The sequence below is a fragment of the Halomicrococcus gelatinilyticus genome (assembly GCA_024227995.1).
In the GTDB taxonomy this organism is placed as follows: domain Archaea; phylum Halobacteriota; class Halobacteria; order Halobacteriales; family Haladaptataceae; genus Halomicrococcus; species Halomicrococcus gelatinilyticus.
On record CP100465.1, the window covers coordinates 975397 to 1000078 of the forward strand.

Annotated in this window: 25 protein-coding genes; 15 read left to right on the top strand and 10 right to left on the bottom strand. The window is 69.7% G+C overall.

The annotated features are described in order from the left end of the window. Positions 1 to 7 precede the first annotated feature (7 nt). The 3 genes from NKT36_RS05205 to mobA are packed head-to-tail and all read left to right on the top strand — an operon-like array spanning position 8 to position 2215. Positions 8 to 1063 (top strand): Mrp/NBP35 family ATP-binding protein, encoded by a 1056-nt coding sequence (locus NKT36_RS05205; protein WP_327052894.1) that lies wholly within the window; start codon positions 8 to 10, stop codon positions 1061 to 1063. Positions 1064 to 1065: 2 nt separating this feature from the next. Next, positions 1066 to 1521, top strand: coding sequence for a hypothetical protein (locus tag NKT36_RS05210; RefSeq protein ID WP_327052895.1), 456 nt, complete (start codon positions 1066 to 1068; stop codon positions 1519 to 1521). Beyond that, on the top strand, positions 1514 to 2215 hold the full coding sequence (gene mobA, locus NKT36_RS05215) for a molybdenum cofactor guanylyltransferase (RefSeq protein ID WP_327052896.1): 702 nt from the start codon (positions 1514 to 1516) through the stop codon (positions 2213 to 2215). The genes NKT36_RS05210 and mobA overlap by 8 nt, the downstream gene beginning before the upstream one ends. Positions 2216 to 2245: 30 nt before the next feature. On the opposite strand, the gene NKT36_RS05220 is transcribed toward mobA, so the two are convergent. The 3 genes from NKT36_RS05220 to NKT36_RS05230 all read right to left on the bottom strand — a co-directional run bounded on the left by NKT36_RS05220 (position 2246) and on the right by NKT36_RS05230 (position 3625). Beyond that, positions 2246 to 2521, bottom strand: coding sequence for a DUF7521 family protein (locus NKT36_RS05220; protein ID WP_327052897.1), 276 nt, complete (start codon positions 2519 to 2521; stop codon positions 2246 to 2248). Further along, the gene (locus NKT36_RS05225; protein ID WP_327052898.1) at positions 2518 to 2895 is read right to left on the bottom strand and encodes a helix-turn-helix domain-containing protein; all 378 of its coding nucleotides are present in this window, start codon (positions 2893 to 2895) and stop codon (positions 2518 to 2520) included. The genes NKT36_RS05220 and NKT36_RS05225 overlap by 4 nt, the downstream gene beginning before the upstream one ends. A gap of 214 nt (positions 2896 to 3109) precedes the next feature. Further along, complete coding sequence (locus tag NKT36_RS05230; RefSeq protein ID WP_327052899.1) at positions 3110 to 3625, bottom strand: SHOCT domain-containing protein; 516 nt, start codon at positions 3623 to 3625, stop codon at positions 3110 to 3112. 183 nt (positions 3626 to 3808) lie between these two features. On the opposite strand from NKT36_RS05230, the gene NKT36_RS05235 reads away from it, so the two are divergent. Continuing rightward, positions 3809 to 4753: a phosphotransferase family protein gene (locus NKT36_RS05235; protein WP_327052900.1), complete on the top strand. Its 945-nt coding sequence runs from the start codon at positions 3809 to 3811 to the stop codon at positions 4751 to 4753. On the opposite strand, the gene purH is transcribed toward NKT36_RS05235, so the two are convergent. Next, positions 4722 to 6338 carry a bifunctional phosphoribosylaminoimidazolecarboxamide formyltransferase/IMP cyclohydrolase gene (gene purH / locus NKT36_RS05240; RefSeq protein WP_327052901.1) on the bottom strand — a complete coding sequence of 539 codons (1617 nt, stop codon included), beginning with the start codon at positions 6336 to 6338 and terminating at the stop codon, positions 4722 to 4724. The two genes, NKT36_RS05235 and purH, sit on opposite strands and share 32 nt — an antisense overlap. Positions 6339 to 6606: 268 nt before the next feature. Here purH and NKT36_RS05245 point away from each other — a divergent pair, with 268 nt between their 5' ends. Then, complete coding sequence (locus NKT36_RS05245) at positions 6607 to 7320, top strand: diphthine--ammonia ligase (protein WP_327052902.1); 714 nt, start codon at positions 6607 to 6609, stop codon at positions 7318 to 7320. Between the two features lie 78 nt (positions 7321 to 7398). On the opposite strand, the gene NKT36_RS05250 is transcribed toward NKT36_RS05245, so the two are convergent. Next, positions 7399 to 8367, bottom strand: a complete 969-nt coding sequence (locus NKT36_RS05250; protein ID WP_327052903.1) for an NDP-sugar synthase — start codon at positions 8365 to 8367, stop codon at positions 7399 to 7401. A gap of 482 nt (positions 8368 to 8849) precedes the next feature. On the opposite strand from NKT36_RS05250, the gene NKT36_RS05255 reads away from it, so the two are divergent. Beyond that, the gene (locus NKT36_RS05255; protein WP_327052904.1) at positions 8850 to 10496 is read left to right on the top strand and encodes a COG1361 S-layer family protein; all 1647 of its coding nucleotides are present in this window, start codon (positions 8850 to 8852) and stop codon (positions 10494 to 10496) included. Here the strand turns inward: NKT36_RS05255 and NKT36_RS05260 are convergent, their stop codons facing one another. The 4 genes from NKT36_RS05260 to NKT36_RS05275 form a co-directional block, all read right to left on the bottom strand. After that, positions 10497 to 11291 (bottom strand): ABC transporter permease, encoded by a 795-nt coding sequence (locus tag NKT36_RS05260; protein WP_327052905.1) that lies wholly within the window; start codon positions 11289 to 11291, stop codon positions 10497 to 10499. Between the two features lies 1 nt (position 11292). Continuing rightward, on the bottom strand, positions 11293 to 12255 hold the full coding sequence (locus NKT36_RS05265; RefSeq protein ID WP_327052906.1) for an ABC transporter ATP-binding protein: 963 nt from the start codon (positions 12253 to 12255) through the stop codon (positions 11293 to 11295). 49 nt (positions 12256 to 12304) lie between these two features. Then, positions 12305 to 12655: a helix-turn-helix transcriptional regulator gene (locus tag NKT36_RS05270; RefSeq protein ID WP_327052907.1), complete on the bottom strand. Its 351-nt coding sequence runs from the start codon at positions 12653 to 12655 to the stop codon at positions 12305 to 12307. A gap of 92 nt (positions 12656 to 12747) precedes the next feature. Next, entirely contained in the window at positions 12748 to 13083 is a 336-nt protein-coding gene (locus NKT36_RS05275) for a hypothetical protein (protein ID WP_327052908.1), read from the bottom strand. A gap of 161 nt (positions 13084 to 13244) precedes the next feature. Between NKT36_RS05275 and NKT36_RS05280 the strand changes: the two genes are divergently transcribed. Together NKT36_RS05280 and NKT36_RS05285 are read left to right on the top strand one after the other, a co-directional pair. Next, entirely contained in the window at positions 13245 to 14018 is a 774-nt protein-coding gene (locus NKT36_RS05280) for a nucleotide-binding protein (RefSeq protein ID WP_327052909.1), read from the top strand. Then, positions 14015 to 14590 carry a hypothetical protein gene (locus tag NKT36_RS05285; RefSeq protein ID WP_327052910.1) on the top strand — a complete coding sequence of 192 codons (576 nt, stop codon included), beginning with the start codon at positions 14015 to 14017 and terminating at the stop codon, positions 14588 to 14590. Before NKT36_RS05280 ends, NKT36_RS05285 begins: the two co-directional genes overlap by 4 nt. Before the next feature lie 22 nt (positions 14591 to 14612). On the opposite strand, the gene NKT36_RS05290 is transcribed toward NKT36_RS05285, so the two are convergent. After that, a complete protein-coding gene (locus NKT36_RS05290) occupies positions 14613 to 15224 on the bottom strand; it encodes a hypothetical protein (protein WP_327052911.1) in 612 nt (203 codons plus the stop codon). Between the two features lie 416 nt (positions 15225 to 15640). Here NKT36_RS05290 and folP point away from each other — a divergent pair, with 416 nt between their 5' ends. The 7 genes from folP (at position 15641) to NKT36_RS05325 (ending at position 24636) form a co-directional block, all read left to right on the top strand. Beyond that, the gene (gene folP, locus NKT36_RS05295) at positions 15641 to 18151 is read left to right on the top strand and encodes a dihydropteroate synthase (RefSeq protein ID WP_327052912.1); all 2511 of its coding nucleotides are present in this window, start codon (positions 15641 to 15643) and stop codon (positions 18149 to 18151) included. A gap of 260 nt (positions 18152 to 18411) precedes the next feature. Beyond that, complete coding sequence (locus tag NKT36_RS05300) at positions 18412 to 19134, top strand: DUF2270 domain-containing protein (protein WP_327052913.1); 723 nt, start codon at positions 18412 to 18414, stop codon at positions 19132 to 19134. A 115-nt stretch (positions 19135 to 19249) separates the two neighbouring features. Then, on the top strand, positions 19250 to 19591 hold the full coding sequence (locus tag NKT36_RS05305; protein WP_327052914.1) for a hypothetical protein: 342 nt from the start codon (positions 19250 to 19252) through the stop codon (positions 19589 to 19591). A 112-nt stretch (positions 19592 to 19703) separates the two neighbouring features. Then, the gene (locus NKT36_RS05310) at positions 19704 to 20156 is read left to right on the top strand and encodes an NYN domain-containing protein (protein WP_327052915.1); all 453 of its coding nucleotides are present in this window, start codon (positions 19704 to 19706) and stop codon (positions 20154 to 20156) included. Positions 20157 to 20188: 32 nt separating this feature from the next. After that, positions 20189 to 21037, top strand: a complete 849-nt coding sequence (locus tag NKT36_RS05315) for a TatD family hydrolase (protein WP_327052916.1) — start codon at positions 20189 to 20191, stop codon at positions 21035 to 21037. Positions 21038 to 21337: 300 nt separating this feature from the next. Continuing rightward, a complete protein-coding gene (locus NKT36_RS05320) occupies positions 21338 to 21922 on the top strand; it encodes a DUF2150 family protein (RefSeq protein WP_327052917.1) in 585 nt (194 codons plus the stop codon). A 233-nt stretch (positions 21923 to 22155) separates the two neighbouring features. Beyond that, positions 22156 to 24636: a hypothetical protein gene (locus NKT36_RS05325; protein WP_327052918.1), complete on the top strand. Its 2481-nt coding sequence runs from the start codon at positions 22156 to 22158 to the stop codon at positions 24634 to 24636. Positions 24637 to 24682 lie beyond the last annotated feature (46 nt).

The window sequence follows — 24682 nt, forward strand, 5'->3', positions numbered from 1 at the left end:
CACGACGATGACCACGACAGAATCCGACCTGTACGACCGGCTTCGCACCGTCGAGGACCCCGACCTGGGCGACGATATCGTCACGGCGGGTCTCGTGACCGACCTCGACGTGGACGAGGCGAGCGCGACCGTCGAACTCGCGCTCGAAGCGCCCCACGCGCCGACGGAGGCGGCCATCGTCGACGAGGTACACGCGGTCGTCGAGGCAGCGGGCCTCGAACCCCACCTCGTGGCCGCCCCCAGGCGCGAGGACGACCCCGAGACGGCCGTCCTGCCGAACGTCCGGAACGTGGTCGCGGTCGCGTCCGGCAAGGGCGGCGTGGGGAAGACGACCGTCGCCACCAACCTCGCGGCGGGGCTCGCCGACCGCGGCGCGCGCGTCGGCATCCTCGACGCCGACGTGTACGGGCCGAACGTCCCCCGGATGCTCGGCGTCGCCGACGACCCCGCGGTGGAGGAGGCCGACGGCGAGCAGTTCATCACGCCGCCGGAGGAGCACGACGTCGCGGTGATGAGCATGGACCTGCTGGTCGACCGCGAGGAGGCGGTCGTCTGGCGCGGCCCGATGGCAGACAGAGCGCTGTCGGAGCTGTTCGAGGACGTGACGTGGGGGCAGCTCGACTACCTGGTCGTCGACCTGCCGCCGGGGACCGGCGACGTGCAGTTGACGATGCTCCAGAACCTTCCGGTGACGGGTGCCGTCGTGGTCACGACGCCGCAGGCCGTCGCCACCGACGACACCCGCAAGGGTCTCCGGCTGTTCGGCCGGTACGAGACGCCCGTTCTCGGCGTCGTCGAGAACATGGCGCGGTTCGTCTGCCCCGACTGCGGCGGCGACCACGAGATATTCGGCGCCGACGGCGGGCGCGACCTGGCTGACGAGTTCGACGTCCCCTTCCTCGGGTCGCTCCCGCTCGACCCTGCGGTCCGGTCGGACGGGACGCCCGTCGTGCTGGGCGACGGCGACGCCGCGGCCGCGTTCGACGACCTCGGCGGCACCGTCGCCGACAGGGTCGGCCAGTTGCACCGCCACCGCCGCCGCCGCGCCGCAGGAGGGGACTGACGATGTCGGTCGACGACCGACGTTCCGCGGTCCCCGTCGGCGACGTCACCGTCGTCGGTCGGCGGCGCAAGCGCCTCGGCCCCGCCGTCCGCCGGGAGCTGCCGACGGTCGAACTGGACCACGCGGTTCGCTGTGCCAGCGGCGAGCGCACGGCCGGACGCTGGCGCGGCGTCGCCGTCGGCCTCCTGCTCGCCATGGTCGACGCCCCCGACGAGACCACCCACCTGTTCGTCGAGGGACGGGACGGCTACCTGGTCGGCGTCGAACTGCGACGCGCCCTCGGCGGTCTCCTCGCCGACGAACGCGACGGCGCGCCGCTGGCCGCCACCGGCCCGCGGTTCGTCGCGCCCGGCATCGACGGCGAGCAGGCCGTCAGCGACGTCGTCAGGGTCGAGACCGCGGCGCTCGCGCCCGGGGAGTCGCCGGTCGACCGGGAGGTGCGCGACCCCGATGGTTGAGGCCACGGGCGTCGTCCTCGCGGGCGGCGACAGCACGCGGTTCGGCGACGCGAACAAGGCCGTCGCGACGCTCGACGGACGGCCGCTCGTCGCTCACGTCGTCGGCGCGGTCGACGCAGCGACGGAGGCGACGCCGACCGTCGCGGTCAGGACCGACGCCCAGCGGGCCGACCTCGAGGACGCACTCGCCCGGCCCGTCCGGTTCGTCCGCGACCGTCCCGGCGGTGGGCCGCTGGCCGGACTCGTGGCGGCAGCGACGGCCGCGGAGACGCCGGAACTCGTCGTCGTCGGGTGCGACATGCCGCTGGCGTCCGCTCGCGTGCTGCGGTGGCTGCGAGACGAACGCCGACCGGCGGGACGGCTCGACGCCGTCGTCGCGTGCGACGCCGAGGGGCGACCCCAGCCGCTCCACGGCGCGTACGCGACGGACCTCGTCGCGGGCCTCGGCGTCGGCGAGCACGACGGACGCCTCGATGCGGTAGAGCGAGCGGCGTCGCGGGTCCGTCGAGTCGCACCCGCCGACGCACCGCCCGACGCGTCGCTGGCGCGGTCGATGACGAACGTCAACACGAGGGCCGACCTGCGAGCGGTCCGGCGGACGGACGGAGCGGACGACGGGGTCGGGACGGAACGACCAGCGCCCGAACGAGCGCACCGCGTGTTCTGGGACGCGCTACAGGAGTTCTACGGGTAGTCGGGCGAACGACCACGTCGTCCGCAACCCTTACTCGGCGTACAGCGAGTAGAGGATGATGGCGAAGCCGACGGCAGTGAGCGCGCTGTCGGTCATCAGCGCGTACGTGCCGTTCACGGGAACGAGGTGGTCGACGACGCCGGCCAGCATCGCGCCGACGGTGACGACGCCGAAGCCGATGGCCAGTGGCTGGAGGGCGTCGGCCTGGGTACGACGGTAGGCCTTCCACGCGAAGTAGGTTATCAGTGCACCGATGATGAACGTCGTCGTCTTGATCGCGACGATAGTCGAAGTGATGTGGGTCATGTCTCCTTGCGCACCTCCGACCACATGCTCGCGAGCTGCTCGTCTGCAGACTGGGGCGGACGCGTGATCGATATGTCGAACTGCCGGCGTTCGTCGAGCATGATCTGGACCTCCTCGAACGCCAGCACGTACTGCGACGTGTGGTGACCGTCGGTCCGCAGCGCGGTCTGCTGGGCGAGAATCGACGCGTCGGTGAGCTGTTCCAGCTTCCGGTAGGTCGTCGACTGCGGGATGTCACAGCAGTCGGAGATCTCGCTGGCCGTCATCGGTTCGTCGAGCGACTTGACGATGTCCCGGCAGTCGGGGTCGTCGAGGACGCCGAGCACGTCCTGTAGTTCGGGGGAGTCCTCGCCCGCGAGCGGGTCAGGGAGCATTCGGACGATAATCAGGCAGAACCACCGTATAAATCGTTCGCCTCGCACGTAGGACAGGTCCGTTCGGTCCAGACTCCGATCCCCTTGGTACGACGCTGGCTCGGCGGAAACGTACCGGGAAAGCGCGCCACGCCGCCGTTTCACGACGTTGAAACGTTCTGGTGGCAGCCGGCGGGGAGGGGACGACCGACCTGAGCACACCGTCGAGGACTGGCTACAGTTCGAACTCGCGGTCGGTCCGCTGTCGCTCGCGCCAGATGCGGTCGTCGTCGACCGATTCGTCGTCCATGAGGTCGCGCAGCCGACGCTCGTACTCCGCCTCGCCGATGTCGCCCGCGACGTATCGCTGTTTCAGTTCGTCGATGCGGTCCTCCTGCGTGGGTTCGACGCGGTCGGAGAGACCGACGGTCCGCGCCTTCGGGGACGCGCGCTCGACGAGCTCCGCGAGTCGCGCCAGCCGGTCGTCCCTGGGCATCGACGCCCGCCGGACCGCCGTCACCGCCAGCGTGACCGCGAGCACGCCCGCGACCAGCGCGTCGAGCAGCCCCAGGACGATGTAGGGAGCCGTCGCGTCGAGGACGGCGAACAGCAGCGGCGTGCTCCCGGTGGGGTCGCCGAGCGCCGACAGCGCCGCGAGCAGCCCGAGCGCGCCGACGGCGACCATGACGACGAGCGAGACGACCAGTCCCGCGAGCAACGTCTTGACCGTGGTGTCGTCCAGGAGGCCCATCGGACACTGGTTGGGCCGGCGCGTACTTCAATCCACGCCGGCCGACAGGCCGCCGTCGTAACGGTACGTTGAAGTGATAGCTCCGGGACGATTCGACCGTCTCTTCTCCAGGGCTATAGCCGTGGCTCGGCGGAGCCGGGTCGCGCTGTGGCCGGTTGTCGCACGTGACGCGACGGTCAACCCATGACGACCGAATCCACCGTACGCGACGCACTCGCATCGCAGTTCGAAGACGTCGCGGTACGTGACTGCCTGCGGCGTGACGCCCGGAACACCGTCCACGAGGTGTCCGTCGACGGTCGCCGGGCGGTCTGCAAGACGACCGACACCCAGCCGGCGATGCTCGCCCGCGAGGGAGCCGTCCTGGCGGCCGTCGGCGAGCGCACCGCCGTCCCGGTTCCGGCGGTGCTCGCGGCCGGCGACGGACACCTCGTGCTGGCGTGGGCGCGCGGCGACGTCGACGACCGCGACGACCCCCGCGACCGGCGACGCGAGCGACTGCGTGCCGTCGGCCGGACGCTCGCTCGACTCCACCGCGACACGGCAGGCTGGTTCGACGGCCACGGCGCACTGGAGGAGGGCGGCGGCCCGCTCGTCGTCGCACGGCCGACCGGCTGGCCCGACAGATTCGCGGGCTTCGTCGACGACTGGGCGGCGACCCTGGCGGGGACCCGCGACGCCGACGCGGGCGACGCGGTCCGGGAGTTCGTCGGCGAACACCGCCACGAATTCGCCGACCGCTCGCCGGTCCTCGTCCACGGCGAGCCGGCCCCGGACCACGTCCGGTTCGACGGCGGCGAGGTCACGGCGCTGCTCGACTGGGAGCTCGCCCAGGCCGCTCCGGGGGCGTTCGACCTCGTCTGGGCGGAGCGCGACTTCCTCAGGACGCCCACCGCCGTCGCGGTCGACGACGACCTCCGGACGGCGCTGCACGAGGGGTACGAGGCCGAGCGACCACTCCCGCCGGAGGCGGCGTTCCGCTGCGAGGTCTACCGGGCGGCGTTCGCCATGCGGGACCTGCGGCTCGTGGGGCAGGACAGCGAGGATTGCAGGGAGTCGCTACGGACGTACGTCTTCGACCGACTGGACGCCGCCACTAATCGTGGCGGAAACAGCGCTGACCGGTGAACACCATCGCGACGTCGTGCTCGTCGGCGGCCGCGACGACGTCGTCGTCGTTGACCGAGCCGCCGGGCTGGACGATGGCTTCGATGCCGGCCTCGGCGGCGATCTCGACGGCGTCCGGGAAGGGGAAGAAGGCGTCGCTCGCCATGACGGCACCGTCGGCGGACTTGCCCTCGGCATCCTTCTCGGCCTTCATCTTCGCGATCTCGACAGCGTCGACGCGGCTGACCTGGCCGGCGCCGACGCCGACGGTCTCGGTGCCGTCGGCGAACAGGATGGCGTTCGACTTGACGTGCTTGATGGTCTGCCAGGCGAACAGAAGCGACTCGAACTGCTCGTCGGTCGGTTCGCGTTCCGTGACGACCTCGAGGTCGTCGCGGGTGAGCGCCTGCGCGTCCCGCTCCTGGACGAGGCGGCCGCCGACGAGGTCCTTCTCCGTCGTGTGCTCGGTCGTCTCGCCGAGCGGGCCGGTCTCCAGGACGCGGAGGTTGTCCTTCTCGAAGAGGGCGTCGAGCGCGTCGTCGGTGTAGCCCGGCGCGACGACGACCTCCTTGAACGAGTCGGTCACCTGTTCGGCGGTGGCGGCGTCGCACTCGCGGTTCAGCGCGACGATGCCGCCGAACGCGCTCTTAGCGTCGGTGGCGAGCGCGCGCTCGTACGCCTCGGCGAGCGAGTCGGCGGTGGCGCAGCCGGCGGGGTTGGTGTGCTTGATGACCGCGGCGGCGGGCTCGTCGAACTCCTTCACGAGGTTCAGCGCGGCGTCGGCGTCGTTGTAGTTGTTGTACGAGAGGTCCTTCGCGCCCTCGTTGAGCTGGTCGGCGTGGACGACGCTGGCCTCCTCGCAGGTGGCGTCGCCGTACAGCGCGGCGTCCTGGTGGGGGTTCTCGCCGTAGCGCAGGTCGGCCGCGCGGTCGGCCGTCTCGACACGGCGGACCGGGAACCGGCCGCCCTCGTCGCCGTCGACGCTGACGGCGTTGGCGTCGTAGTCGACGTCGACGCGGTCCTCGGCAAACCACTTCACGGCGCGCGGGTAGGCCTTGAACTCGCCCTCGTAGAGCACGCGCTCCTTCAGCGAGTCGGCGTCGTCGCCCTCGTAGACGGGGACCGGCTCCTGGGTGACGACGGGGCCGGTGTCGACCAGTTCGGGGTCGACCGCGCCCGTCTCGTCCGTCGCGTCGGTGACGACGTGGACCGTACAGCCGGTGACGTCGACGCCAGCGTCGAGCGCGTCGCCCCAGGCGTCCGCGCCGGGGAACGACGGCAGCAGCGCGGGGTGGACGTTCAGCGTCGTCGGCGCGGCGTCGAGGAACTCGTCGGTGAGGATGCGCATGTAGCCGTCGAGGCAGACGAGGTCGAACTCGTGGTCGTCGAGGGCGTCGAGCACCCGCCGCTCGTGGGCGCGGCGGTCCTCGTCGTCGCCGAGTTCGACCACCTCGGTCGGAATGTCGCGCTGCGCCGCCGCGTCGAGCACCGGCGCGTCGGGGTCGGTCGTCAGGACGACCGAAAGCTCGGCCCCACCGGGCGCCAGGTCGTCGAGGTGCAGGAGGTTTCGACCACGGTTCCCGGCCATGCCAGCGATTCGTGTCATGGTCGAAGCGGCGCGCGCCGGGCCAAAAGATGTTGTGGTTGCTCGCCGGAAGATATGCACTTACGTGGATACATATCGGTGTTCTAAGCCACGTTGAACGGTAGAGTGTTCACGTCCGTGTCACTGCGGGGCGTCCAGAGTTGCGCTGGTCGGCGTCGGCACGACTAGTCGACGGACGCCGGTGACGAGTCGACAGTCGGTCTGCGTCGCTCTCCCCGGACGCGAGGAAATCCGTCGCCCATTTATCCGCTGGGGCCCAGGCACCACCATGAGCGACGAATCGGCCGGGTGGGTCAGCCTCTACTCGGGCGGCAAGGACTCCTCGTGGGCGCTGTACCGGGCGCTGGAGCGCGGGCTTCCCGTCGAGCGCCTGCTCACGGTCCACCCCGACGGCGACTCGTACATGTACCACGTCCCCGCGACGGACCTCGCCGCGCTCGCCGCCGAGAGCGTCGGCATCGACCTCGTGGAGGTCGAACCGGACGACTTCGCGGCTGGCGACGCCGAGGACGCCGGCGCGCAGGGCGACCGCGAACTCGCCGTGCTGGAGGACGCGCTGGCGGACCTCGCTCTCGACGTGACGGGGGTCACGGCCGGCGCGGTCGAGAGCGAGTTCCAGACCCACCGCATCGAGGCGATGTGCGAGCGCCTCGGCGCGGACCTGTTCGCGCCGCTGTGGCGGGAGGACCCCGTCGACCTCGCGCACGCGATGCTCGACGCCGGGTTCGAGATCCGCATCGTCGCCGTCGCCGCCTACGGTCTCGACGAGTCGTGGCTCGGCCGCCGCCTCGACGCCGACGCGCTCGCCGACCTCCGGCGGCTGAACGAGGAGTACGGCGTCCACGTCCTCGGCGAGGGCGGGGAGTTCGAGACGCTGGTGACCGACGCGCCGCACATGGACCGCCCAATCGAACTCGAGTACGACACCGAGTGGGACGGCACCCGCGGCACCATCCGCGTCGAGGACGCCTGGCTGGGGTAGCGGTCGGGAGGGTTCCGGTGGAGTTCTTCGGCGACGTGACGGAGAAACGGGCGGTCTACTTCGGGGTCAGACCGGGCGCTACTGGCCGTTCGTGATCTGCGTGTGGGCACCGATGAGCGCGCCCGAGAGGTCCATGTTCTCGATGTGGGTCTTCTCGTCGATGATGGAGTTGCGGACGTCGCAGTCGCGCACGGTGGCCTTCGGGAAGATGACGGCGTTGTTGACGCTGGCGTTCAGCAGTTCGGCGTCGTCCATGACGTGGACGTTCTCGCCGACGGTGGCGTTGTCGAGCGTCGCCGAGTCGGCGACCCGGGATTCGCCGTCGAGGTACCAGGCGACGGCGTCGAGGTAGCTCTCGGGCGTCCCGATGTCGAACCACGCCTCGTCGAAGGTGTAGGCGCAGACGGTGTCCCGGGACTGCAGCCACTGGACGAACCAGCCCGGCTCGTCGGGGTTGTTGCCGTCGGAGAGGTACGTTTCGAGCAGCGGCAGCGTCTCGCGGGTGAAGGCGTAGCAGGCGATGGAGACGAGCGTCGAGTTGGGGTCGTCGGGCTTCTCCTGGAAGTCGACGACCTCCTCGCCGTCGAGTTCGACCAGCCCGTACGACGTGGCCTTCTCGCGGCTGCCGACGTCGTAGGCGGCGAGGCTGGACGCGCCGTGGCGCTCGAAGAAGTCGATGAAGTCGCCGACGTCGAAGCTGATGAGGTTGTCGCCGGCGATGACCACCAGGTCGTCGTCGACGCCCTCGCGGTCGACCAGCTGGGCGAGCGCGCCGACGACGCCGAACTTCTCGTCCTCCTCGGACGTGTCCTCGATGGACAGCGTCGGCTTCTCGAACTCGCTCCCGGCGAGGTGAGTGCGGAAGTCGTCGGCGAACCGCTCGTTGGTGCTGACGAACACCTCGTCGATGCGGTCGTCGGCTTCCAGGTCGGCGAAGATGCGGTCGATGACCGTGGTCTCGCCGATCGGGAGGAACATCTTCGGGCGATGTTTCGTGATCGGCCACAGTCGCGTCGCGTACCCGCCTGCGAGGACGACGGCTTTCATGGCCGGAGCGTCTATCCGGTGCGACAAGACCTTTTTCATCTTTCGACCGCCACCAGATAGATAGTGCCGCCCTCCGTGACATTCCAGTTCCCGTCGACCTGCGGAGACGAACGTCGTGCGTGCGGAGATGATGGCGGTGACGCGGGGGAACGCAGCTGTCGACCGCCCGAGGTGTCGAACGGCGTCCAGTTGGCGGCGTCGCGGGACGCGTCGGGCCGAACGACCGGCGCTGGAAGCCTCGCCCGCGGGGCGGTCGGTCGTCGCAACTGTCCGTCCCTCGACGGGACGGAACCAGACCTATAGGCCTCGTCGTCGTGTAACGTGACGGGGGCGAAAGGGATGTCATCGAGCGAGGGGGGAGGACGGCTCCCGCTACGGGACGCGGTCGCATCGCGCGGCGGAGGTCCAGGGACGAACGCGGACTGCTCGCGAGCGCCGGCGACGGCGTCCGTCATCGGCAGGAACGACGACGGCCGGGACGGATGACCGGGGTGACACGCCCGTCGGCCGCGGTGGTCCTGGCGGTCCTGCTGGCGACGTCTGGCACTGCGTACGTCGCCGCGCTTCCTGCCCTGGACGTCGGCGGTCCCGCCCGTGACGGGCCCGCTGCCGCCCAGGAGACGCCCACGACGATCGGGACCCTGGCGCAGGGAGAGACGCAGTTCGAACTCGTCTCGGCGACGACGAACGTGCCGGTCGACGGACGGGGGACGCTGGCGCTGACGTTCGAAAACACCGGCGACGCCGTCCGCAACGCAAGCGTCCGGGTGCAGTCGCCCAACGAGAGCCTGCGGTTCGGCCCCGCCCAGAACGCCACGGACTTCGTCGGCACCTGGGCGCGTGGCGAGCGCCGGACGGTGAGGTTCGAGCTCCTCGCCGAGGAGTTCGCCGAGACGCGCAGCTACCCCTTCGAGGCGACCGTCGCCTACACCGCCACGAACGGCACCCGGGTGCGCACCCCGCCGTTCACGTTCGACGTGCGCCCCTCCGGGCGCATCAGACTCGACCGTTTCGAGGTCACCCGCATCGCCTCGACGGTCCAGGCCGGCGAGACGGGGACCATCTCGGTCACCGTCGAGAACACCGGCCCCGACGTCGACGACGCCATCGTCACGCTGCGGCCGCTGACCGACACCATCCGCCTGGGACGGGTGCGCGCCGGCGGCACGCGCGGCGTCGTCGGGGCACGCAACGCGACGCGGTTCGTCGGCGACTGGGCGTCCAACGAGGACGTCACCTTCGAGTTCGACGCCAGCGCCGGCAACGACACCGTCGTCGCCAGCTACCCCTTCTCGATGACCGTCTCCTACGCCACCAACGGCAACCGCACCCAGACTCAACTGGAGACGTTCGGCGTCATCCCGGCCCCAGAACAGTCGTTCGCGCTCGGCGACGTCACCAGCACCCTCCGCGTCGGCGACGAGGGCAACGTCACCGGCGCGGTGGTGAACGAGGGACCCGAACCGGTCCGCGACGCGACGCTCGTCCTCCAGCGGGGGTCGACGACGCTCCGATCCGGGGAGACGCAGTACCCGCTCGGGACGATTCCGGCGGGCGAGCGGCGGTCGTTCCGGTTCGACGTGGACGCGAGCAACGCCACGAGCGCGGGACCCAGGCAGCTGACGTTCCGCGTCGTCTACCGAAGCGAGGAGGGCGGGCGGACCGCGAGCGACCCGCTACCGGCGACGATCCAGGTCGGCGCGAGGCGCGAACCGTTCGACGTTACCCCGGTGGACGCGTCGTTCGGCGTCGACGAGAGCGGCCGGATCCGGGCCAGAATAGCCAACGACGCCGGGCGACCGCTGAGGAACGTGACGGCGCGCCTGCAGGTCGCCGAACCGCTGACCAGCGACGACCCGAGCGCGTACGTCGGGCGGCTGGCACCCGGCGGGTCCGCGACCGCGGCGTTCGAGCTGACCGTCGAGGACGAGGCCGTCCCGGGACGCCAGCCGGCGACCGTGCTCGTCACCTACGAGACGCCGGACGGCGAGCGCCGCGTCGCCGGTCCCTACCAGGTCCCCGTGCAGGTGCAGGGGAGCCAGGGCCCGGGCTTCCCGCTCGTCGCAACGGTCGCGGTGGTCGCCGTCGTGCTCGCGGGCGCAGGCTGGTGGTGGTGGCGCGGGCGGTAGTCAGACGTCCTTGCGCTCGAACAGCTCCGCGCTGGCGACGAGCAGGACGACGGCGACGACGACCAGCAGGGCGAGGTCGCCCCACGCGACCGTCCCCTCGGTGAGTATCTCGCCGACGTCGTAGTAGCGGGTGACGGCGACGTCGCCGACCCACTCGTAGTCGGTGTCGAAGGTGAGCGAGTCGACGAGGAACATGCCGAAGACGCTGCCGATGCCGGCCGTCTGGGCGCGCCGGGCGGAGTCGAAGACGACCGACGCGACCATGCCGATGGCCGCGCAGGCGAGGAGGTAGCCGATGGAGTAGGCGTGGAGCGCGAACAGGTCCACGGCGTCGATCGACTCGTCGATGTACTGGACGCCGCCGTACACCGCGAGGTAGCTCAGGGCGTTGACGGCGACCATGCTCGGGACGAGCGCGAGGAACTTGCCGACGACGAGCCGCGACCGGCTGACCGGGTGGGCGAGCACCAGTTCGAGGGTGCCGTTCTCCACCTCGCTCGCGACGCTCGACGCGGCGGCGTACGCGTAGTAGACGCCGAGCACGAGCAGCCAGGCGAGCTGGTAGAACTGCGAGGCGAGGAAGCCGTCGATGGTGGTGATGGTCGTCACGTTGCCGACGAACGCGCGCCGGGTCTCCTCCGGCAGGCTCTCGATGTAGGCGTCGAGGTCGACGCCGGCGTTCTGTATCGAGGGGAACAGGGCGACGTGGAGCGCGATGAGCACGACCAGCGCCGCAGTCAGCAGCAGCGTCCCCCGGACGCGCTTGCCGACCTCGAACCGCGTTATCTCCAGCACGTCACTCCCCTCCGGCCTCCCCCGGCGGCGGTGCCGTTGGCTCCGCCGGCCGTTCGACGTCCTCGTCGTAGAACTCGATGAAGACGTCCTCCAGCGACGTCGCCCTGACCACCACGTCGTTGATCGTGTACCGGTCGAGGACGTCCACCAGCCCGTCGTAGTCGTCGCCGGTCACGACCAGGCGGTAGTAGCCGTCCGCGTCCCGTCCGGCGCTCGCGACGCCCGGGAAGCGGAGGTCGTCGGGCGCGGGCGACTCCGCCAGGTCGAGGCGCACGACCTTCCCGCTCTTTGCCAGCAGGGCGTCGATCTGCTCCAGCGCGACGCGTCGCCCGTCGCGGATGATGCACACCCGGTCGCAGAGCCGCCGCACCTCGCTCAGGATGTGGGTCGAGAAGAAGACGGTGACGCCGCGCTGCTGTTCGGTTTCGAGGAACTCGTAGACCGCGTTCTGGGCCAGCGGGTCCAGGCCGGCGGTGGGTTCGTCCATGACGACGAGGTCGGGGTCGTGCATGAACGCCTGGACGAGTGCGAGTTTCTGCTTGTTCCCTCGCGAGTAAGCCTTCACCTTCCGGTCGTGCGGGATGGGGAAGCGGTCGAGCAGTTCCTCGCGGCGCTGGTCGCCCGACAGCGACCCGAAGTAGTCGAGCAGTCGCTCGCCGGTCACGTCCCCGTAGAAGTTCGCGTCGCCGGGGACGTACCCCACGTTCGCCCGCGCCGCCAGCGCGGCGTCGCGGTCGGTCACGTCCTGCCCCAGTAGCCTCGCCGTCCCGCGCGTCGGCTTCAGCAGGCCGAGCATCGCCCGGATGGCCGTCGACTTCCCCGCGCCGTTCGGGCCGAGGAACCCGAATATCTCCCCAGCGTCGACCGCGAACGTCAGGTCCTCCACCCCCCGGACGTCGCCGTAGTACTTCGTCAGGTCCTCCACGGCGATCGCGTTCTCGACGGTCGTCGCGTCCGTCGTCACACCGAGAACAGGACGGGCCGGACGGTCTTAACGGTTCCCGGCGCGACCGTCACCGGACGAACCCGTCGACGGCGTCGGCGATGGGGTCCGTCTCGTCGAGCAGGACGTCGTCGAGTTCGTCGGAGAAGCGTCGCAGCGCCTGGGCGGCGGACGTCTCTGCGAGCGCGTACTCCGGATAGGGGCCGTCCGTCTCGACCGTCCGGACGAGTCCCAGGTCGAGCAGGGCGTCGCGGTGGGTCGCCCACGTGCTCGGGTCCACGTCCGCGTGTTCGGCGAGGTCGGTGGCTCCGAAACTCGCCGACGGATCGTCGGCGAGCACCCCGAGGATCTTCACGCGCGCCGGATAGGCGAGCACCTGGGCGAGGGGCGGGGACGTGAGGTCTCGCGTTCCCGGAGCCATCGTTCCGTGTTCCACCGCCTTGTTTCAAAACGATGTCGGTGTTCGTCTCGTCTCGTGACCTAATTAACGAACGTAGATTCGATGGAAAAATTTTAACGTTCGTTCGGCGATTCCCCTGTGGGGCGTACGACGACCAGAGGCTCTCCGTACCGACGGTCAGGAACCAGGACGTGTCCCTGCGTCGCCCGGTCGACGGCGCAGTACGCCACGGTCTTCGAGACCTCGCGAACCGGTCCTGTCATCCGGTGCGATGCCGCCACGAGGAGCGCTAGCTCCCGTTCGCCCCGCTGACACTCCACCGACGACGCGACCCCCGTCCGTCGTTCCCTCCTTTCGCCTCCCTCCCCCTCCATACGCCCCAGGTCCACCTTCCACCTCGTCCGCCTCCATCCACCTCGTCCGCCTCCATCCACCTCGTCCGCCTCCATCCACCTCGTCCGCCTCCATCCACCTTCCACTTCGTCCGCCCGTCGTCACTTCCCTCACCCCGTCAGCCTCCCTCCACCCTCCGCTCCCTTCGCAGCCCAGTCGTTCTCTCAGACGTGAAAGGACGTGAATTTTTAACCCATGCCGCCACCAGTTGGAGGTGATGGTCGAGGCGTTCGCTGTAGCGAGCGGGAAGGGCGGCACCGGGAAGACCACCAGCACGCTCGCGCTCGGGATGGCGCTGGCCGAGGAGTACGACGTCACCGTCGTCGACGCCGACACCGGGATGGCGAACCTGCTCTTCCACGCGGGCCTGGCGGACGCGGAGACGACGCTGCACGACCTGCTCGTCGAGGGAGCGGACGTGGCGGTCGAGGACGCCGTCTACGAACGATTCGGGATGTCCGTCGTGCCGTGCGGCACGAGCCTCGCGGCGTTCGAGCGCGCCGACCCCGACCGCCTCCGCGACGTGGTCGCGGACCTCGCCGCCGACACCGACGTCCTCCTGCTCGACTCGCCGGCCGCCCTCGGCAGCAAGAGCGCCGTCCTCCCCGTCGTGCTGGCCGACCGCGTGGTCGTCGTCCTCCAGCCGACTATCCCCTCCGTCAGCGACGGTCTGAAGGTCCAGGAGTACGCCCACTCCTACGGCACCGGCACCGCCGGCGTCCTGTTCAACAAGGTCCACGAGTCGGAGGACGTGGACGCCATCGCCGAGAAGTGCGAGCGCTACTTCGACGGCCCGACGCTCGGGACGGTTCCGGACGACGACGCCGCGCGCACGGCACGGCAGGCCGGCGAGCCGCTACTGGCGCACGCGCCGGAGAGTCCGGCGGCCGACGCCTACCGCGACGTGGCCGCCGCGCTGGAGGTCCACGACGGAGCATCGGACGACGTGGCAGATCGATTCCGCAGCGCGGTCGTCCCCGATTCGCCATGAACCTGTCGAGCGACCGGACGCTCCCCCGCGGCACGCTCGTGCGCTCGCGGGTGGTCGACGACCCCGCCGTCGCGCTCGAGGCGGCGCTGGACCGCGAGCTGACCGGGTACGCCGTGTTCGAACCCGGCGACGCGCTGCTGCTCGACGACGAGGGGAGCGGCGTCCTGACGTTCGCCGCAGGCGTGCCGGTGCTCGCGTACCACACCGGAACGGACCGCGGCGGGCCGGCGGCGCTGTCGGACCTCGCCGTGCCCGGCCCCTACAGCGTCGACCTGTACGAATCGCCCGCCGGCGCACTGGACGAGGCCCACGACACGCCCGAACTGCAGGTGCCGCCAGGGATGCCCGCCGACCGACTGGGCGGCGACACCGACCTCGCGGTGCGAACCAGGGACGCCGCACCGCCGGAACGGCTCGACGCCACGCCGGCGACCGACGACGGGGAGACGACGTCCGGCGCGGTCGAGGCGTTCCTGGAGGACGACGAGCGCATCGCCGCGATACGCGAAGAGGCGCGCGAACAGGCCGAACGGCGAGCGGAGGAGTGGGGACTGACGGACCAGCTGGAGTGAGAACGGTGTCGCCCGCCGGCCGTCAGAGTCGGGCGTCGAGGTAGCGGCTCAGGCCGAAGAGGACGAGACCGCTACAGAACGCAGCAGCGGCGACGACGGCGACCGTAATGCCCGTTCCAGATGGATCGAACGGGTTGCGGCCGCCCATCGCGACGTACTGGCTGATGGCCCCCGTCCCCGCGTGACCGAGGAGGAAGTACCCGACGGTCACGGCGACGCCGACAGCACCGGTACCGAGTCCGAGCAGCGACGCGACGTCTTCGAGTGCGAGCAGGTCGCGGGCGCGCCGTCGCGACAGTCGCGCCTTCCGACGGACGAGCACCGCCGCGACCGCGACGTGCCCGAGCGACGCGAGCAGTTCGACGCCGACGGTGAACACGCCGACGATGGCGATGACCGGCGACCCGGCCAGCGGGTTGCCGTCGGCGAGCAGCGTCGCGACGGAGTCGGGGTAGGCCAATACGATGGGTGCGACGAGCGAGAGGGCCAGAAGGAGCACGCCCTGCCACGCCAGTTTCCGGGGTATCGGCTGCTTGAAGTAGCTGAACCGTCGGGCGCGGAGCTGTTCGTACTTCGAGTCCGCGAGTATTGCCCTGGCGATGCCGTCGTCGATGTCGTTCGTGTGTCCGTCCATATCCGTCCCCGCCGTATCGGCGGCTTGCTCTGTGTATACCCTTCCGGAATATACCGTTGTCGGAAGGGTAACGACGCCCTACCTCCGGAAAACGACAGGATACTCCTGCGGTCGACGGAGGCCCGGCCGCGAGTTCGATTCGACCGTGAGTGGTGCGTCGCGCCTTACACACATCTTCGAGAATGTTCGAGTAATGTTAGATTGACGCCAGACGTCGGGTCGCCTCTCAAACGTAACGACAGGAACCGGCGGGAAAACTAGCGACTGGCGACGACGTTCCGGCCACGCAGCGAGCGCCGCCGGACGGAAGCTGGGCGGCGGGGGGCAGGCCGACGCGGTAACGGCCGTTGACGCGCGAGCGGCCCGCGAGACCGGACTCCGATAGCCTGAAGCGTCCGGCATCTGTTCACGGAGGTATGGACTACCACGAGGCGGCGAACTTCCTCTTCGACCTGCGGCGGTTCCGTCCGAGCCCGGGGACGGACTCGACCGCCAGCCTCCTCGCCCACCTCGGTGACCCGCACGAGACCGTCGATTTCGTGCAGATCGCCGGTTCGAACGGCAAAGGGAGCACCGCCCGGATGACCGAGCAGGTGCTCCGGGAGGCTGGCCTGTCGGTCGGCCTGTTCACGTCTCCGCACCTGGACGACGTGCGCGAACGCGTCACCGTCGACGGACGGCAGATCCGCAAGCGAGCGCTGGTCGAGTTCGTCGAGGCGACACGCGACTACGTCGAGGAGCGGGCCGTCGTCGGCGAGTCGCCCACGTTCTTCGAGACGATGACGGCGATGGCGCTGTGGTACTTCGGCCGCGAGGACGTCGACGTCGCGGTGCTGGAGGTCGGCATCGGCGGGAAGTACGACGCGACGAGCGTCGTCGACCCGGTCGCGGCGGCGGTGACGAGCGTCACGCTGGAGCACACCGGCGTCCTCGGCGACACGATCGACGAGATCGCGCGGGACAAGGCCCACGTCGCGCCCGCCGACGCGCCGCTGGTGACCGGCGCGACCGGCGACGCGCTGGCGGCCGTCGAACGGCAGGCCGACGACGTGGTTCGCGTCGACGCCGACGCGGCATCGGAGCGAGACGCAGACGGGAGTGACGCGGCCGTCCAGGCGACCTACGAGGGACGGTCGAACCACACCGAAGCGGGAGTCTCGGTCTCCGGCGCGGACTGGTCGGTCGAGACGTCGATACCGCTGCTCGGCGAACACCAGGCCCGCAACGCCGGCATCGCGGCGGCGCTCGCCCGACAGGTGGCCGACGCGCGGGGTGAGGGCGTCGCGGTCGACGAGGCGACGCTCGCGCGCGGTCTCCGGAAGGGTTTCTGGCCGGGCCGGTTCGAGGTGATGGGGACCGACCCGCTGGTCGCGCTCGACGGCGCGCACAACCCCGGCGCGTGCGAGGCGGTCGCGGAGACGCTAGCGGAGTTCGACTACGACGACCTCCACCTCGTCTTCGGGGCGATGAACGACAAGGACCTCGAGGGGATGACGACGGCGCTGCCGACGCCGGACCGCGTCGTCGCCTGCGAACCGAACCTCGACCGCGCCGAGGACGAGGCGGTCGTCGCGCGGGCGTTCGAGGCGGCCGGCGTCGAAGACGTGGAACGGGTGAGTTCGGTCGAGAGCGCGGTCGACGACGCCCTCGACGCGGCCGGCCCGGACGACTTCGTGCTCGTCGCGGGGTCGCTGTTCGCCGTCGCGGAGGCGCGCCAGCGGTGGACGCGCGCGGAGATTCCGAAGCGCGTCGCCGACCTCGACGACGCGCAGGAGACGCTGTCGGGCGCGAACGTCACCGCACCGGGGGTCTGGCGGATGCGCGGCAAGGCGGTCCATCGCGTGCTGAAGACGCGCGTCCAGCCGCGGCAGGCCCAGTACCTCAAGGAGGAGATGCTGAGCCTCGGCGGCGAGTGCGCCCAGTCGGGGCTGAACGACCAGGACGAGGAGCGCATCGACGTGGTGCTGATGGGCACCCTGTCGCAGTTCAAGCGCCTCGCCGAGAAGCTGGAGGGACAGCCGTACGGCCTCTCGGTGTTCGCCGAGGAGTTGCGCGACTCGCTCGGCATCCAGCGGTCGCCCGACGCCCAGGGGTTCCCCTGGGAGGACCGGACGGCCGTCATGGGCATCCTGAACGTCACGCCCGACAGCTTCCACGACGGCGGCGAGTACGAACTCCGCGAGGACGCCATCGCCCGCGCGGAGGAGATGGTTGCCGCCGGCGCGGACGTCGTCGACGTGGGCGGCGAGAGCACGCGCCCCGGCGCGGACGAGATATCCGTCGAGGAGGAGATCTCGCGCGTCGTCCCAGTCATCGAGGCCATCGCTGACTGCGACGCCATGGTGTCGGTGGACACGCGGAAGGCCGAGGTCGCCCGCGCAGCCCTCGACGCCGGCGCGGACATCGTCAACGACGTCTCCGGCCTGGAGGACCCCGAGATGCGGTTCGTCGCCGCCGAGTACGACGCGCCGCTCGTGGTGATGCACAGCATCGACGCGCCGGTCGTCCCCGAGCGCGACGTCGAGTACGACGACGTGGTCGAGGACGTCGTCGCGGAACTGGAGGAGCGGGTGCTGCTCGCCGAGAAGGCTGGCCTGGACCGCGAACGCATCATCGTCGACCCCGGACTCGGGTTCGGCAAGTCGGCCGCCGAGAGCTTCGAACTCCTCGGACGGACGGGCGAACTCCACGGTCTCGACTGTCCCGTGCTGGTCGGGCACTCCCACAAGTCGATGTTCGGCCTCGTCGGGCAGGAGGCGGGCGAGCGCGGCCCGGCGACGGTGGCCGCGACGGCCATCGCGGCCGAGCGCGGTGCCGACATCGTCCGCGTCCACGACGTGGAGGAGAACGTCGCCGCGGTGCGGGCGGTGGCGGCGTCGGCGGAACCCGAGTCGTTCATCGACGAGGACACCGGCGACGGCGACTGAGGCGTCGGCGGAACCCGAGTCGTTCATCGACGAGGACACCGGCGACGGCGACTGAGGCGTCGGCGGAACCCGAGTCGTTCATCGACGAGGACACCGGCGACGGCGACGGTTAACGTGGACGCCCCGGTAGTGAATCGCTTGGCGACGTGAGAGTCGAGTTCGCAACGGGGAGAGGGTGCGTATCTCACGCTCCGTGTCTCACGGAGTAGCCGTTCGAAATTCAGTGTCTCGTTTTTGTGGCAGGGAGGCGTACCTACGATATGAGTGATTCAGGGAGCGACGAGTTCGATCCTACTGCGCCCGAGCAGCGCCAGATCGGCCGTGAGATGGTCGATGATAGTACAGGGCTCGGGTCGGTGATGGCCCATTGCTACCGCGGAGAGATGGGTCGCGTCACCACGTGGCGCCAGCGCCTCGACCAGACCACGACGTGGGCCGTGACGGTGATGGCGGCCATCTTGACGTGGGCGTTTTCGAGTTCCGACAATCCCCACTACATTTTGCTCATCGGAATCGTGGTCGTCACCGTCTTTCTGGCCATCGAGGCGCGACGGTATCGAGACTACGACGTATTTCGGTCGCGGGTTCGCCTGCTCCAAGAGAACCTGTTCGCGAACGCGCTCGACCCATCGCACGACGTGGAACGCAAGAACTGGCGAGCGGAGTTGAGTGCGGACTTCCGGGTGCCGACCGTGAAAGTTTCACTTCGAGAAGCACTCGACAACCGGCTTCGACGCGTGTACCTCCCGCTGCTCGGCATCTTGCTCGCGGCGTGGGTCTTTCGTATCACTGCGTTTACGCCGCCACGGAAAACGTGGCTCGAAGCCGCTGGGATAGCCTACGTCCCGGGAGCTGTCGTCATCGCTCTCGTTGGTGTGTTCTACGCGATACTGGTGGGGATCGCGTTGTGGCCGCGAGAACGCCATGCCAAAGGAGAGTTCCGCGAAGGCGACCCCGACGAATGGAAAGATACCGACCGATAAATCCACACACTGTATTCGGAGAAGGAAAGCGTCGGGGTCGTGGTGGACACCGAGCGGCCCCGTGTCGTGTTAGCACGGGAGTAGGATTATATCCGGTAACAGCTTGAATCGAAACGTGCACTCGTACGTCCCCGAGTACAAACGGCCCCCGCTGGGCGTGAAGGCGATCGCCGGGCATAGTTTTCTCGCCGGACTCGTGACCCTCTGGCTCGCTATTGCAGCTTCCCCGCTCTATCTCGGAATCAGCGTGCTCGCTTTCGGAACGGCGCTCGGACTCTGGACGGAGCGGAAGTGGGGAACACCAGCGGAAATACTGCTGTACCTCCTCGAACTGGGTCGGAACACCGTGTCTGTGGTCGCCGGTGGAAAAGAGCTGGGTTCGGCGGTCGCGGCGACGCTGAGCCTGATGGTGGTGGTGTACCTCACCAGACAGCGATACTACGAACGGATTCGCTGACGTGAGTGCTGACACTGCTGAGTCCACGCTCTCGACTGCATGTCCACGACCAGAACCCGTGAAGCGCCGTGAGACCGGCACCCCTATGACGCGTGACCGACTACGCCGCGCCATGAGCGGGCCGCTGCAGTCGTTGCTGGGCGATTCCGACGAGGGGACCGTCGCGCTGTTCGTCGACGGGCCGAACGTGCTGCGCGAGGAGTTCGACGTCGACCTGGACGACGTCCGGACGGCGAGCGAGGAGTTGGGCCAGCTCGCCGTCGCGCGCCTCTACCTGGACGAGCACGCGACGCCGGGGCTGATCCAGGCGGCCGAGGCGCGGGGGTACGAGGTCGTGGTGACCAGCGGCGACGTGGACGTGAAACTCGCCATCGACGCGACCGAACTCGCGCTGGACGGGCGCGTCGGCGCGCTCGCCATCGCGTCGCGGGACACCGACTTCAAGCCGGTGCTGGAGAAGGCGGCCCGCAACGGCGTCCGCACGGTCGCCATCGCGCCGGGCGAGCACGGACGGTCCGACGCGCTCCAGAACGTCGCCCACGACGCGGTCGTGCTCGAAGAGTAGGGTTTTCGGTCCCACGCTCCGTTCGGTCGCACATGAACGACCTCGGGACGCCGGTCCTGGACAACCATCTGCATCTGGACCCCGAGCACGGGCGCGGCATCGAGGCGGTCAAGGACTTCGCTCGCAGCGGCGGCACCCACCTGCTCGTCGTCAACAAGCCCTCCTGGCTCCTCGGCGTGACGGCGGAGACGGGCGAGGACTTCCGCGCCGTCTTCGAGACGACGGTCGAGGTGGTCGCGCGCGCGAACGAGGTGCTCGACGGCAAGGCCTGGTCCGTCCTCGGCGTCCACCCCGGTCTGGTGTCGCGACTCGTCGACGACCGCGGGTACGACCCCGAGGAGGCGCGCGACCTGATGCAAGCGGGGCTGGCGGTCGCGGCGGAGTACGTCGCGGACGGCCGCGCCGTGGCGCTGAAGTCCGGGCGGCCGCACTACGACGTCTCCGAGGACGTGTGGGCGGCGTCGAACGCCGTCCTCCGACGCGCGCTCGAACTCGGCGCGGAGACGGACGCGGCGGTGCAGTTGCACACCGAGGCCAGCGAGGACCTCTCGGACATAGCGACGTGGGCGGAGGACGCCGGGTTGCCGGCCGAACGCGTCGTCAAGCACTACGCCGGCGGCCGACTGAAGGGGCCGACGCCGAGCGTGATGAGCGAGAAGGACCGACTGGCGGTCGCGGCGGAGGCCGGCGAACCGTTCCTGATGGAGACCGACTTCGTGGACGACCCCGACCGGCCCGGCGCGGTCCTCGGACCGAAGACCGTCCCGCGGCGCGTGGACTGGCTGCTCGAGGAGGGGTACGAGGACGCTGTCAGGAACGCCCACGTGGAGACGCCCGAGCGCGTCTACGACCTGGACACCGAGGCGACGCTCTCGCGGTAAGTGACGACGATTTTGCGGTGCAAGATGGCGCTCTCGCGGTGAGCGACGACAATTTTGCGGTGAGCGGCGACGATGCCGGGACCGGTTCGGTTGGCAGCCGCGGCGACGTGCCACCGACGGACGGTCGCGGGAGAGTCGCGAACGCTCCTCCCCGTTCACTTATTTAAAACGCCTCGCAGTACCAGACGACACCGTTGCGTCGAACGCACGGTAGAGGAACTGAGACGCCTTAGTTTCGAGAGTGCGTCGCGCCCGCAGCGCCTCGCAGGATTTATGAATCGCGCTACGCACCAAAGAGGTATGAGCGCACCGCCGGAGGAGTTCTACTCCGAGGAACGCTGGCAGAACTGGCTCGACCGCATCCGGGACGAGGACATCGACCCCGAGGACGAGGACTCCGCACGCCTCCTGCTCAACCTCCAGGACGACGTCGCCATCGCCGTCGCGAAGATCGTCACCGCGTACGACGACAGCGACATCGACGAGGATGAGGCCCTGGACGAACTGGCCGACATCCGCGAGACGGTGCTCGGCGAGGTCGCGTTCGACGACGAGGAGAAGGCGATGCTCATCGACGGCGTCCAGACGAGTCTCGTCTGCGTCTTCTACTCCGCCGAGGAGTACGTCGCCGGCGGTCCCGCCGACGAAGCCGCCGTCGAGGAGTACGTCGTCGAGGCGTCGAAGGCCGAGGAGGCCGAGGACCTCGACTCCGCCCTCGGCCTCGTGGCCGCCGCGGGCACCCGCATCATCGACGGCGAGGAACTCGACATCGCCGTGACCGAGGACATCGAGTACGGCCTCGTCACGGAGTGGGTCAACGGCCTCGACAGCCTCCAGAGCGCGATGAGCGACCCCGAGGTCGTCGAGGAAGAGGACGAGGACTGACGAGAGGGGGTTCTGCCAGTGACGCTGGCGTGATTCTCGCTATCTCGAACCGGGCGACAGCAGCGGCAGTGCTGCGACGCGTCGATCGACCGGTCTTCGGACGGAGCTGTCACGTCGTGCGAACGTTCCGAGCGTCGGGCAGGGCCGCCCGCTGCGCCGTCTCCCGCAGCGTCTCGACGGACTGACCGCGTGAGTGGTAGGTTTTTTGTGCTCCCCTTGGTTTGCACAGACCGATGACGTTCCGGGACGACGACCGCGCCGTGACGGTCCAGGTAGGCGTGGTGTTGCTGTTCGCGATACTCGTCGTCGCGATGTCGCTCTACCAGTCGACCGTCGTCCCGAACCAGAACCAGGCGGCCGAGTTCGACCACGAGCGGCGGGTCCAGGGCCAGTTGATCGACCTCCGCAACGCCGTCCTTGGGACCGGCGCGACCGGCGCCGGCCAGCCGGTGTCGGTGACCCTCGGCACGCAGTACCCCCAGCGCACCTTCTTCATCAACCCGCCGCCGGCGACGGGGGAGTTGCGGACGGCGTCGGCGGGGTCGTTCACCGTCGAGAACGTCACTGCGCTGTCCGCCGAGACGAGCGACTACCTGAACAGCAGCCGGCGGACCCTCTCCTTTGCGACCCGGCACCTCGTCTACGAGCCCAACTACCGCGAGTACGACGACGCGCCGGCGACGGTGTACGAGAACACGGTCGGGTACAGGCGGTACGAGTCGACCGACGTCCCGGTCACCGACCAGTCGCTCGTGCAGGGACGGCAGGTCACCCTCGTCGCGCTCGACGGGTCGATCGCGCAATCGCAGGCCGGCACTGTCAGCGTCGACCCGCGCGCCGTCAGTCCCTCGGCAACCGCCGCGCGGACGGTCAGCGTCCGGCGGAACGCCACTGGGCGGCCGGTCACGGTCCGGGTGCCGACCGACCTGAGCGAGCAGCGGTGGGAGAAGCTCCTCGCGGACCAGCGGGTGAGCGAGGGCGGGTACGTCGCGAACGTCGGCGTCGACGGCGGCGTCCTGACGCTGACGCTCGACGGCGAGCGCGGCGGCAGTGCAGTGACCTACGACCTCCGGATGGCGAACGTCGACGTCGGGTCCTCGGCGGCGGACGCGGGCCCGGCCTACGTCACCGACGTCCGGGGGACGACGAGGAGCGTCGCTCCCGGAACGAGCACGACGCTCGTCGCCGAGGTCCGCGACGAGTTCAACAACCCCGTGAGCGGCGTCCGGGTGAACGTCAGCGGCGCTGCGAGCAGGGTCGACCGGGCGAGCAGGACGACCGGCGAGGACGGCCGCGTCACGTTCGCCTACCGTGCGCCGGGCCACGCGGCGAGCGAGACGGTGACGCTCGAGATCCGCGACGGGAACGCGGCCGCCGAGCGAGTCGCGTACTCGGTCGAGACGACGGGGTCGGGGAACGCGAGCGGCGGCACGTACGACGTCGAGTGGGTGGACGCGAGCGGTGCCGGCCTGACCTGCGACGCCGGACTGGAGCAGTGTACGCTGAACGCCGACCAGGGGACCACCGTCGACCTGACGGCGACCGTTACCGAGAACGGCGACGGCCTCACGGGTGCGACGCTCGATTACGCGCTCGACAGTTCGACGTTCGGAACGCTGTCGCCCGGCGAGGACGTCACCCACGGTGGGAACGCGACGACGACGCTCGACGTCCCCGCGGAGAACGGCACGGTCACGGTGTACGCCGAGAGCGGCGGTGATGCAGACCCGATAGAGATCGCCGTCGAGGACCCCGGTTCCACCGGTCCACCCGCCGACCCCGGTTTCGCGTACGAGGACGTCGACCACGACGGCGAGTACGTCGCGAGCGTCGACACCAAGATACCCGACAGCGAGCTGGCCGACGGCGTCTACGACGCGACCGGTAACGGGAGCAGCCTCGTCGTCCCCGCGAGCGTCGGCGACATCTCGGCTCCGCGCATCGACTTCGCGGGGCAGAACGTCTCCGTCGGCGTGAACCTGACCGCGACGCAGTACGACGGTGAGGTGACCATCGACGCGACGGACGACGTCGACGTCACCGGCGTGGCGCTGGAGGCCCAGGGGTGGAACGAGAACGTCACCGTCTCGTCTGGCGGGACGGTGACGGCAGCCGACGCAGAAATCACCAGTCACGGGCCAGTCGACGTGAGTGCGGTCGGCGACGTCAATGTCCGACGAGCGCGGGTCGACACGACGTCAGAGCACGGGATGCAGGTCAACGTGACGAGCCTCGACGGAGGCGTGGACGCGTCCCAAACGTCGCTCGCCGCGCGGTCGAGCGTCACTGTCGACGCTCGTGGCGGCGACCTGACGGCCGTCGGCGCGTCGGTGGACACTAACGTCGGCGACGCATACGCCGTGCGGGTCACGATGACAGCGAGCAACGCCGTGGACGTCACGGACGCGACCGTCGACTCGTCCGGAACAGTGGCGGTCACCGCCGACGGCGGGAACCTCGTCGCGACGAACGCGACCGTCGACACGTCGAGCGAGTACGGGATGGACGTCGCCCTGACCGCGAACGACGACGTCTACGTCGACGACTCCACGTTGCGCTCCGACAGCGGCGACCTCACGGCCGACGTCACCGGAACGCCACCGAACAGTCGGACCGTCTACGTCGGCGGTGCGACCTTCGTGGACGCCAACGACAGACTCGACGTGTCGCCGAACAGCGTGCAGGTCTCGGGACCGAACGGGAAGACCGAGTGAACGACACGGCGTATCCCACCACCCCCGTTGTTTCGACGCCCGTCGA